The organism is Tepidibacter hydrothermalis (assembly GCF_029542625.1).
Lineage (GTDB): Bacteria > Bacillota > Clostridia > Peptostreptococcales > Peptostreptococcaceae > Tepidibacter_A > Tepidibacter_A hydrothermalis.
On the sequence record NZ_CP120733.1, the window covers coordinates 2,657,666 to 2,669,723 of the forward strand.

General features: G+C 28.1%; 9 protein-coding genes and 1 other RNA gene. 2 read left to right on the forward strand and 8 right to left on the reverse strand.

The features are described from left to right. Positions 1-66: 66 nt before the first annotated feature. From P4S50_RS12560 to P4S50_RS12575, 4 genes are all read right to left on the reverse strand, one after another. Positions 67-1,044 carry a YeiH family protein gene (locus P4S50_RS12560; RefSeq protein ID WP_277731137.1) on the reverse strand — a complete coding sequence of 326 codons (978 nt, stop codon included), beginning with the start codon at positions 1,042-1,044 and terminating at the stop codon, positions 67-69. 79 nt (positions 1,045-1,123) lie between these two features. Further along, complete coding sequence (locus P4S50_RS12565; protein WP_277731138.1) at positions 1,124-2,008, reverse strand: LysR family transcriptional regulator; 885 nt, start codon at positions 2,006-2,008, stop codon at positions 1,124-1,126. Positions 2,009-2,372: 364 nt separating this feature from the next. Continuing rightward, positions 2,373-2,945: an indolepyruvate oxidoreductase subunit beta gene (locus P4S50_RS12570; protein WP_277731139.1), complete on the reverse strand. Its 573-nt coding sequence runs from the start codon at positions 2,943-2,945 to the stop codon at positions 2,373-2,375. A gap of 15 nt (positions 2,946-2,960) precedes the next feature. Then, positions 2,961-4,748 carry a thiamine pyrophosphate-dependent enzyme gene (locus tag P4S50_RS12575; RefSeq protein ID WP_277731141.1) on the reverse strand — a complete coding sequence of 596 codons (1,788 nt, stop codon included), beginning with the start codon at positions 4,746-4,748 and terminating at the stop codon, positions 2,961-2,963. Between the two features lie 174 nt (positions 4,749-4,922). On the opposite strand from P4S50_RS12575, the gene P4S50_RS12580 reads away from it, so the two are divergent. Continuing rightward, positions 4,923-5,858 (forward strand): DUF362 domain-containing protein, encoded by a 936-nt coding sequence (locus P4S50_RS12580; RefSeq protein ID WP_277731142.1) that lies wholly within the window; start codon positions 4,923-4,925, stop codon positions 5,856-5,858. Positions 5,859-5,881: 23 nt separating this feature from the next. On the opposite strand, the gene P4S50_RS12585 is transcribed toward P4S50_RS12580, so the two are convergent. The 3 genes from P4S50_RS12585 to P4S50_RS12595 form a co-directional block, all read right to left on the reverse strand. Continuing rightward, a complete protein-coding gene (locus tag P4S50_RS12585; RefSeq protein ID WP_277731143.1) occupies positions 5,882-6,223 on the reverse strand; it encodes a hypothetical protein in 342 nt (113 codons plus the stop codon). Positions 6,224-6,283: 60 nt separating this feature from the next. Beyond that, positions 6,284-8,977, reverse strand: coding sequence for an Eco57I restriction-modification methylase domain-containing protein (locus tag P4S50_RS12590; protein WP_277731144.1), 2,694 nt, complete (start codon positions 8,975-8,977; stop codon positions 6,284-6,286). A gap of 65 nt (positions 8,978-9,042) precedes the next feature. Next, positions 9,043-9,951 (reverse strand): patatin-like phospholipase family protein, encoded by a 909-nt coding sequence (locus tag P4S50_RS12595; protein ID WP_277731145.1) that lies wholly within the window; start codon positions 9,949-9,951, stop codon positions 9,043-9,045. A 955-nt stretch (positions 9,952-10,906) separates the two neighbouring features. Here P4S50_RS12595 and P4S50_RS12600 point away from each other — a divergent pair. After that, positions 10,907-11,557, forward strand: coding sequence for a YidC/Oxa1 family membrane protein insertase (locus tag P4S50_RS12600; protein WP_277731146.1), 651 nt, complete (start codon positions 10,907-10,909; stop codon positions 11,555-11,557). A 158-nt stretch (positions 11,558-11,715) separates the two neighbouring features. On the opposite strand, the gene rnpB is transcribed toward P4S50_RS12600, so the two are convergent. Next, positions 11,716-12,056, reverse strand: an RNA gene (rnpB, locus tag P4S50_RS12605) — RNase P RNA component class A. Positions 12,057-12,058: the final 2 nt, after the last annotated feature.

Here is a 12,058-nt window from a genome sequence, read left to right on the forward strand (position 1 = left end):
ACTTTTTTAAAATCAATAACAAAAAATTCAGACGAAGTAAAAACTCCATCTGAATTAGGTTTCGCTTTATGCAATATATATAGATACAGCATGCATAGTTATAGATATTATTAAAAATAACAAACTTCCCATAATAAGTGCCTTCATACCCTTATCTTTTATAGCCTTAATGTTTACACTAAGCCCCATTCCTACCATTGCCATTAATATAAATACTGAGCTTAATTTAGATAATATATTTATAAAGCCTATAGATAGTATATTCAAAGAGCTTATTATACCCGCTAATATAAAATATAATATATACATTGGAAACTTAACTTTGCTTTCTTTGTTCCCTCTATTAAATACATAACTAAGAGCTAATGAAACAGGAACCAACATCACTACTCTTCCCATTTTTACTAATGTCCCTATTTCTCCAGATTGATCTCCTCTTGCAAAGGCTGCTGCAATAGCATGTGCTACTCCTTGAAGAGATATTCCAGACCAAACACCATATTCTAAATTGCTCATACCAGAAGTTATTGCTATAGTAGAGTATACAAGTACACCTATAGCACCTAGAAAGTTTATTATCGATACTGCAACAATTGAATCATCTTCTTCAGCATTTATACAACTACTCATTGCAACAACTGCTGAAGCTCCACAAATACTCGATCCTACTCCAAGCAAAACAGCTACCTTATTGTTCATTTTAAATATTTTGCCAAGTAAATACGATAATATCAACACAGATGGAACATACAATATGATCATTACTACAACCTCAGGACCTAATTCCATAAGAGCTCTAAAATTAAGCTTGAATCCAAGTAATACTATACCCCACTTTAACAATGTTTTAAGCGAGAACGTAATTCCAGGCTTTAATACATCACTAGTTTTAAAAGTGTTGTTATATATAATTCCTAGTATAATGCCTATTGTCAATGCCTCTAAGTTTATTATGTGTTTTATACCATCATTTATAAACATAGATATTATTGATATTAAAAATACAAATAATAACCCCGGTAATAATTTTTTTATTTTTTCCAACTCAATCAACTCCCTTAGCTCGATTATACCAAAGAATTTATATAATTAAAAATTATGATTTGTTATGTATATATAAATTTTACTTATGGTTGTAACAGTATTTTATAAAGTCATTTATAAACTCTAAAAACGAGCTAGTTTTATATATAAAGTTAAATTCTCTTTTTATTTTTATATTTTTTATAGGTATTATTTTTATAAATTTTAAATCTACTTCTCTTTTTATAGCTTCTTTCGAAATTATAGTATATCCAAGATTTGATTCAACAAGAGATTTTATTGCATTTATACTTCGTATTTCCATATATACGTTCATGTTTTCAATACCATATCCAAACTCAGATATCTTTCTTTCGAATATATCTCTAGTTCCAGATCCTTTTTCTCTTAATATTAAGTTTCCCTTTATAACTTCTTCTAGTTCTACCTCTATTCTAGATGCAAATTCATGTTTAGGAGATACAGCCAATACAAGCTCATCATCCTTTAATTTTATATATTCGAATTTGTCTTTATCAAAATATCCTTCTATCAAGGCAAGCTCTATCTCTCCATCCTGTAATTTTTCAATTATGCTTTTAGTATTATCCACACTTAAGATAATGTCTATATTAGGATAATCTTTTTTATAATCACCAAGTATATAAGGCATTATGTATTCGCCAGTTGTCATAGTCGCACCAACATTGTATATTTTTCTTAAAGATGAATTATTTTTTATTTCTGATTTTAAAGCTCTATTTAAAACTTTCATTTTTTGAGCATACTCATATAATATATCCCCTTCTTTAGTTAGATATATTGTTTTATTGGCTTTTTTAATAAGCTCAACATTATAATAATTCTCTAAATACCTAATTTGTTGCGATACTGCAGGCTGTGTTAAATTAAGTATTTGAGCTGCCTTTGTATAATTTTTGGTTTTTACAACGGTGATAAATGTATCCAGTCTTGTATCTATCATAAAAATTCCTCCATTTACTCAATATAAATTTATCCCAAAGCTAATAATTCTAAAACTCTATCCTCTTAAGGCTAGAGATAAAAATTCTACAGCTTCTGGCTTGGTTTACCCTCAGGGCACTTACGCAGCTATAAATTCAGATGGAATAAAAACTCCATCTGAATTAAGTTTCACTTTATTATAATCTAAATATTTCTGATAATACACACAAAGTGTCTAATGACTATGTGGTTTATATAGAAAAAACATATCATTGATAGGTTTACAAGGACTTCAAGCTTGTGGTCTTTGCACTACTGATTAGAATCTTGAATATGATCTTTTATAAATAAAATAATCCCTAGAATTAATTCTAGGGATTATTTTATTTATAACTATATCCTATGTTAAAAGCTTTTATATTGTGGTCTATAAATTTTTCTGGAACATTTTTCTGGATTACTTTTTCCCATGTTTCTTTTTTTATATCTAATTTTTTCGCCATAATTCCTATTAAAACAGTATTACCCACTTTAGTATTTCCAAGTTCTTTTCCTACTTTTATTACATCTATCTCAGATACATTGTATTTTTGTTTTAAATCCGCTAGCATCCCTTCTGGATATTCCTCTACTTCTTGCTGAATACTAGTTGATGGTATTCTATAGGTGTTAACAATAGCCATTCCATTGTCTTTTAACATGTGAGAATATCTATATCCCTCCATAGGTTCCATGGCAAGCAATATATCACACTCTCCATGAGGTATATTGGGAGAATATACTTTACTGTCTATTTTAACACTTCCATATACTTTACCGCCTCTTTGAGATAGACCTATAACATCATTGGTTTTTACGTCATATCCTGCTTCTAGAGCAGCTTCACTTATTATTTTAGTAGCTATGACAAGTCCCTGACCTCCAACTCCTGCTATTAATATATTTTTTCCATCCATATCTATCATCCTTTTCTATTTATTCTTTAAATCATCATCTGGTTTAGATCTTTTAATAGCATTAACAGGACATACTTGTGCACAAATAGAACATCCAACACACATATCGGGATCTATAAACGATTTTAACTTCTCATGTCCATCATACTTTTTCATTAATAACGGAGGACAATTTGTTCTTATACAACTCCTACAGCTAATACAAATATCAGGATCTACATAAAAATGAGGATGTCTCATTCTATATTGAAGTGCACATGGTCCAGTAGCAACTATTATAGATAATCCTTCATGTTTTATTTCTTCATCAATAACTGATTTTGCTTTTTTATAACTATATTGATTTAATACTTTAATTCTTTCAAAACCTATAGTTTGAAGAAGCTCTTCTATACTTACATCCATTTCTTTATCTGAGCTTGCATTTGGTTGCCCACCTGTCATGGCAGTAGTCTTATTATCTAAAATTATAATTGTCATGTTTGCATTCTTGTCCAATTTATGCATTAAATTAATAAATCCTGTTACGCCAGAATGAAAGAATGTTCCATCACCAATCATTGCAACTAACGGCTTTTTATTTCCAGCTAAATCCCAAGCTTTTCTCATTCCTTTTACTATACCAATGCTAGATCCCATACTCATATTTATGTTATGGACTTCAAAAGGAGGAAGCACTCCCATAGAATAACACCCTATATCTCCAATAACATTTACTTTAGCTTTTTTTAATATGTCATAAATAGGTCTATGAGGACATCCTGAACAAAATTGAGGGCTTCTTGATGGAACTTTTAATCTTTGTTTTTCATTAAGTTTTCTTTCTTTTATTAATCCCGCTTTTTCAAGACCTTTTTCTACATCTTCAATTTGAATTTCTCCAGTAAATGAAAAGTACTCTTTACCTTTACAGTCGATCCCGTTTATTTTCAATTCATTTTCTATAAAAGGCATCATCTCTTCTAAAATTATTATATTTTTATATTTTTTACTTAATTCTTTTACTTTTTTAATAGATATTGGATAAACCATACCTAACTTATATATAGATGCGTCCAAATCTATTTCTTTCAGATGTTGATATACAAGTCCTGATGTTATTACTATTGTATCTGTTTCTTCTTTTTCTTCTAACTTATTTAAATCAGTGTTATAGGCATAATCTTCTAGTTTTTGAAGTCTTTCCTTCATAAAATACTGAGCTTTTTCTGTATAAGGTGGAAGCATACAGTATTTGTAAGCATCTTTTTCAAAAGCCTTAATATCAATATCTTTTCTTTCTTCTAGATTTACTACACTTCTGTTATGACATAATCTACTTGTTATCCTAAGCATAAAAGGCATACTGTAGTTTTCACTTAACTCTAGTCCTATTTTTGTGAAATCTTTAGATTCTTGAGAATCACTAGGATCTAATATTGCCATATTTGCAAATTTGCCAAAGACTCTATTATCCTGTTCATTTTGAGAAGAATGCATTCCAGGATCATCACCACTAATCAATACAAATCCTCCATTTATTGTACTCTGTGTAAATGTCATAAGCGGATCTGCACAAATATTAACTCCTACATGCTTCATACTACAAAGTGATCTTACACCTCCAAAAGATGCTCCCATAGCTACCTCTAATGCAACTTTTTCATTCGTCGAAAATTCACTGTATATTTCTTTATAATTGTTCATATTCTCTATTATTCCAACAGTAGGAGATCCTGGATAACTAGATGCTATTAATCCTCCTGCTTCATAAAATCCCCTGGCTATAGCTTGATTTCCCGTTAACACCACTTTTTCATTCATAAATTTAACAACTCCCTGCTATATATTAGTTATTTCTACTTCTCTATTATGTATTTATTTAATTATTTTTAATCAATATAGACTTGTTTTTAGATGTATATTGGCATTACTTGTATATTCATATGTATTTATATAAATTTCTTGGATATTCTAATTTAATGAGGAGGTTTTTTTATGAGAAATAATAGAAAAATAAAAGATTGTATAGTTTCTATAAGTCAGTCAGAGAGTGAAAAAAATTCATTAAAAGACGCTCTAGATATGCTTCCTATAGAAGATATGATAAAGAACGATGATACAGTAGTTATAACCCCTAACTGGGTTAAATCTAAACAACCGTCAACAGGTACAGTAATAGGACCAAATACTTTAAAATCATTAATTCAGTATGTAAAGACCTATAATCCTTCAAAAATATACATAGCAACAGGTTCTGGAGGAGAAGAAACCTTAGATGTAATGAAATTTGTAGGTTATGATAAGGTTATAAAGGATGAAAATGTGGAGTTTGTTGACTTAAACTACGGACCATATACAACAATAGATTTAGACCATGATATAATTCCAAATACTAAAATTAACAAGCTAATAGATGAAGTTGATGTATTAATATCATTTACACAGCTTAAACAGCACGAAGAAGCTACTATGAGTGCTAGTATTAAAAATATAATGCTTAGTTGGCCTCCAGCTGGAGTTCATGGATTTCCAAAGAAGAAATTAGGTATACATGAAGATCTACACGGATTTATAGTTGCAATGTCTAAAAAAATACCAATAGATTTAAGTATAATCAGTCTTGATAAAACCATGATAGGAAACGGTCCAAGTGAAGGTAAAGCAGTAGACACAGATGGTCTTATAATAGCGGGAACAGATCCTGTTGCTTGTGATACTGTGGCAGCTAGGATGTTGGGATTTTTACCACAAGCAGTTAATTACTTGTACAGACTCTATCTAGATAAGGTGGGTGAAGCAAAGCCCGAAAATATGATATTAAAGGGTATTCCTATTGCAAAAGCAGAAAAAATCTTTTCAAAAGCCGCTTATAATAAAGAGATCGTTATAGATAAAAACGGTATTAAAAATATTCATGGAAACCAAAAATAAGTTGAAAACATAATGTTTTCAACTTATTCTATCTCAGTCATAGAATCTACTATTGTAACTTTATTATAAAAAAATTTCTTTTCTAATTTACTCAGTCTTAGATTTTCTTTTATTCCTATTTTATCTAATATGTATATTCTTTTAAATCCGCTCTTCATAAATTTTTTAAATATGCTTTTTATAGAATGTGCTTCATCTGTTTCAAACTCATGTGGATGTACAACCAGATTATATTTTGATGTTCTTATTTCTTTTATATTTTCTTTATATTCTATAAAAAATTCATTTACTTCTTCCTTAGATATATTTCCACCTATATTTATTAGAAACATAGAGTCTTCTTCACTAACATTTATTTTAAACATACAATACCTCCTTTTTGATCCTCTATATATATTTATGAAGGATTGTATTATATATTGCTATTATTTCATAATTTTCTTTAATATATTTAACCTATTTTTAGAATTGTATTTTTCACTCAATATTTTAATATTGATTAAATAGTTTTTACATTTTTTATTCATAATTTCATCTATTGTATCTATATTCATATTTTCGATATCTTTTATTGTTTCTATATTTTTTTGTAAATATTCAGTTATCTCATCATATAATTCATTCATATTGTAGAGTCGCCATGGCTCATACTCAAAACAAGATATACTGTAATCATGCCTCAACTTAATTATTTTAAACTCATCACAATCATATAAATTAGACATATAACCTATAGATTTTTTTCTATTTATATGCATTTTAATGAATTCATTCTCTGGTATCATTTGTTTTAGCTTATCTATATCTAATATATTTAAATCATCATATATTATACTCAAGTCATCTTTAGTTAAATCAAATGAATCTATAATTATATAGTCTACATCTAATTCTAATCTGTATATTTCCTCTTTCAACTTTAATATATTAACACACTTATTATAAAAATGTTTTATAGGATCTTTTTTATCATAGCTTTTTTTATTTTTTATAATATCTACATCTCTTTTTAAAGATATTATTTTCTTACCTATGCTTTCTAATTCATCATATTTAAAATTTTTAAATATACCCATATCCATTATGGAATTGGGATAATAATCGTATATACGAGCACTTATTTTTTTTGCAAACATTTTAAAATAAAACTCATATACCTTTGAATTTAATAACGTCACTATGTACTCTAAAGAAAAAAACTTTTCATACCCATCTTTTATATAAAAAGAGTACACATCAGCACTACAATAATATCCATTTTTATCAATAGCAAACTTATTATGCGATGCCTTATAAGGGTACATTATTTTATCTTTTTCAAAACACTTATAATCTCTACCCCATTGAAGCTCATACCACTTTCTTATATTTTTTTTGCATTCTCTTCTATTTACCAACCTTTGTTTATATTTACCTATATACTTCAAAGCATTTTTATATTCAGATTCATCTTCAATAAAATCTGAATATATTATGAACAAATCGCTATCTTCAACAGAGTATTTATCTACATTCTTGTTTTTAACCCATTTTCTAAGTATGTTTGTTTCTATATTATTAGATTCAACTTCTTTACTATTTAAAACAAAAGCCTTATCACACCCAGTTATTATACCTTGAAAACTTGTGGCTATATCCTTTAATTCATAATCTAAATTTTGCTTGATTTTTTTATAAATATTGTACTTAACATCCGATACAAGAATCCATCTATCCTCTTCAAGCTCAGACCTTTTTAAATTAAATTTTTCGAAACACTTATCATTCAGCATAGTTTCAAGACTTGTATTACTGTCAAGGTTTAAATTATCATTTCCAAGTTTATAAACTGATATAATATCTGTGTCTAGTTTTTTCTTAAATGTAAATATAGCAATAGCTACACCTACTCCTTTAAATATTTGATTACCATAAAAATCTACTATTTCTAATATACTAGATTTTTCCTTTAAATATTTCCTAAGTGGTTTACCACTAGGACTTTCTATAAAATACCTAGGAGTTATGATACAAGCCTTACCATCATCATCCAAAACCTCTAGTATCCTCTTGTAAAAACAATAATATATGTCAGATTTATCCTTAAATACATCTCCATATTCTTCATTTAACCATTTCTTATAATCACTATCCAACTTCTTACTTCCAACATAAGGGGGATTTCCTATAATATAATCATATTTATTAATCCAAAATTCTCTTTTTTTAGTATACTTTTCATTTTCCCATCTAACTAAGCTATCTGAATGTATAATATTAATATCATAACTAAAGTTTTTTACATCCTTTATAATCAAATTCACAATAGTAATGTCTATAGCAAACTTATCAACATCAGATCCATATATACAATTTTTTAACAAATGATAATGTAAATTTTCTATCTTCCAATAATCTATACCCCTAAGTTCTATATACTTGCCTGCTTTTTTTATAGTATAAATTTCATCCTTGTATATTTTTCTCAGTACACTCATCTCTTCAATAAACTTCTTTTTTAACATATCATAAGCTTTTATAATAAAATGTCCACTCCCACATGCAGGGTCTAAAACTTTGATAAAAGGTTTCTTTACTATATCCTCATTTAGGATAGTTTTATTTAAAATATAATCTATTATAAACCCAGGTGTATAAAACTGCCCAAGAGACTTTCTAATCTCCTCATCCATAAAAACTTCATACAAATCTCCAAGTATCGTATTATCCATCCTCTGCAAATAATCTACATGTATTTTTATTTTATTTATTGCATTGTACATTACAGATACTTCATCTTCATTTAATTGGCTTTCACTTAAATCTATTTCTTCACAAAACAAATTCAAATCTTCATAGTTTTCTGTATTTTTAAGATAAATTTTTAACAGCTCATTGAGCTTATTCTCTATAATAAATTGTTTTTCATTACAAACCCCTAGCCTAAATCCATTATTCTGAAATATCCTAAGTAAAAAAACCTTATTAATAAAAATATAAGCTTGCCTAAACGCCAAAGATTCATCACAATTTTTGTATTTAATGCTTAAAATCCTTATATATATATCAGTCAATTGCCTGTGCACCTTTTTAAATTTAAATACTAATTTTTCTTTAGTAAAGTTCGATTTATTGTCCATACATCGCTCCTTAGCATTTATTTGTTTAAATAAATTATACTACAGCTAATTTATTTAAACAAATATTAGAACCATTTATTGTTAATCCAACTATCTATAAATTTTATATCATAACTGTCTGCAACGTTAATTAAATAAGGTATTTCTTTACAATCATCTAATGCAATAGACTTAGAAAGTTCAGGATTAGCTCTTAAAAAATTATTCCTTAATAATTCGCGACTATAATAACTATCCGCATCCGTATTTCCCTCAAACAATATATTAAGAAGTGGATATGGAGGATTTTGACTTAGACCCCACTCTATAGCTCCCCACTTTCTAGTATCTGCTTTTATATTCGTTGGAGTAAAGCCAGTTCCAATAGATAAAAGTCTCATATCCTCAAGTTTTTTATTGGCTCCCTTTGAGTCCTTAGCAACACAAATAGACGCTAAACTAGGATTATTTGCAATAACACCTCCATCTATATGTTTTTTATGAGATGGAAAATATATAGGAGCTGCACTACTATACAAAGCTACATCTATTACATACTCATTAGACGTTCCCTTGTCTTCAAAATTAGTATAAAACGTAGGTTTCCAACTCCCACCATCTTTACTTATAACCTCAAAACTAGGTATTAATACTTTCTTTTTTAAATCCTTCAACTTAAGTTTTTTAGGAAATACCCTCATAAGAACTTCCTTCAAATGCTTATTGTTATACTTAGGTCTGAAAAGTTCATTGTATTTAGGAGAAAATATATACTTACAGTTTAACTTAGAATATAAATTTAGTATTTCTTTGATAGATAAGCCATAAGCAAGACCTAGAGCTATAAAAGAACCAGTTGATGTGCCCGCAAATAAATCTGTACTTTTTATTAATCTAGGATTTTCTTTTTCTAATCTTTGCAGTATAGTAGCACTAAGAACTCCCCTTATTCCACCACCATCAAACGCCATTATTCTATACGTTCGCTTCCCCATATAAATACCCCCTTAAAACATCTTAATATTATGCTATGTTCTAGAGGGGTATGTGGTGAAACCAGTCCTAACGGACATACCTATTAAACTTTTTATCCTATTTTGTTGCGAGTATAGAAATGATGCCCATTAAAATACCTCTACTTAATTAAAGATTTTTATAAAACTACAGATTACGCCTTATTAAATATCCTAAAAACTCTAAACTCGCCCAGCTCAAACAACGAGTTTTCTTGACGTATATTTAAACACCATAATCTAAGTTTCATAGAAAAATTTTTAAAAAAGTAGCTAACATTTTAATGAACATCATTTTAACTTTATTCTAATACTATTTACCTAATACTGCTATCTCATTTCTAAAAAACTTATTTTACTATGGAAATCCCCAAAAAATATATAATAAAATATCTAATATTTTATTCATAATATTTTTAGGTTCTGTTAAACCTATTTGTATAAGTTATAATTGAATATGCACAAAAATATTTGGTTAAACTTTAGGCTTGATTTTGGGGTGTTTTTTTTCACTAACTATTATATTATCCTAAATAATATCAATATCTTTATAAAATAAAATCACAGATTTAATTTACAAATATTTACATGCAGAACTTAATATACTATAATTATATTAATAATCATATAAATTTCTTAACGAGGTGAACTAATGAAGTTAGATCTAAATAATGTTATATATATATTAATCTATATAACGTTCTTATTATCAACAATTGGATGTTTAGCTTACTTTTATGAAAAACGTACATCTTACCAAATTGAATATATTTTAATAAAAAATATATTTTTAAATAGATTTAAGTATTCTGAAATATTAGAACCACGACAGTACTTTAGTTTTCAAAAGTATGTTATTTGGAGGTATTATAGTTTATTCTAATTTGAAATGAACCTTTTTATAAACCTAAATTTTAAAATTAAAGGAGAAAATAAAATGGATTTCATTTCAAGTGTATTACAAAATTTATTAAATATATTATTTAGTTTTACAGGAGATTTAGGACTTTCAATAGTCTACATAACCTTAGTGGTAAAACTGCTTTTAATTCCACTATCTTTAAAACAAAGGTTTTCTATGGTAAAACATCAAAACTTAGCAGAAAAAATTAATCATATAAAAGAAAAATATAAAGACAATACTATAGAACTGGAGAGACAACTACAGAAACATTCAACCGAAAGCATGAAAAGTATGTTAGGATGTTCAACACTTTTAATACAGATGCCTATAATTTATTCACTATACAATACATTTTTAAATATGCCACAAAATTCAGCAAGTATATTGATTCCATGGATTAGTAGTTTAAATGTATCAGATAATTTATTTATCATACCTTGTATCTATACTTTAACTATGTTAGCTCCCAGTTTAATAAGTTTTATTCCATATTTCAAGGTAAGTTCTCAAATTGCATTTAGTAAGCAAATGGCTATATCTACAGTTATAATGAGTTTTATATTAACAGCTAAGACTCCAGTAGCAATTGGATTATATTTTATAACTAGTAGTGTATATTCTTTAATTGAAGATGTTTGCTTTAGAATATATGTTAAACATAAAAGTAAATTAATTATAAATTGATATAGTAATCAGCTATCTTATGACGTAGATAGCTGATTTTTTATTAAAATGTTAACTAATCAGCGGTATTTAAATGAGTCTATTTTCCTCTTAAGCAGATATTTGTTTTTTTAATTTCGAACACTAAAAAAGACCCAGCAAAAGCTGAGTCTTTATTTCAAATGAGTAAATCTATAAGCCGAGTTCTGTAATAAATAGTCATCTATCTAGGCCTATTGTTACCAATAGGCTCAAGCGACCTACCATCGGAAAGGGAACGAGCAGCTCCCCTTTCTAGTTCCTACTTGGTCTTGCTCCAGGTGGGGTTTACATAGCCAACTAGTCACCTAGTTGCTGGTGAGCTCTTACCTCACCTTTCCATCCTTACCATAATAAATTATGGCGGTTTATTTCTGTTGCACTATCCTTAAAGTCGCCTTCACTGGGTGTTATCCAGCACCCTGCTCTGTGGAGCTCGGACTTTCCTCGTGTTTGCACACGTAACTATCCGACTTACTCATT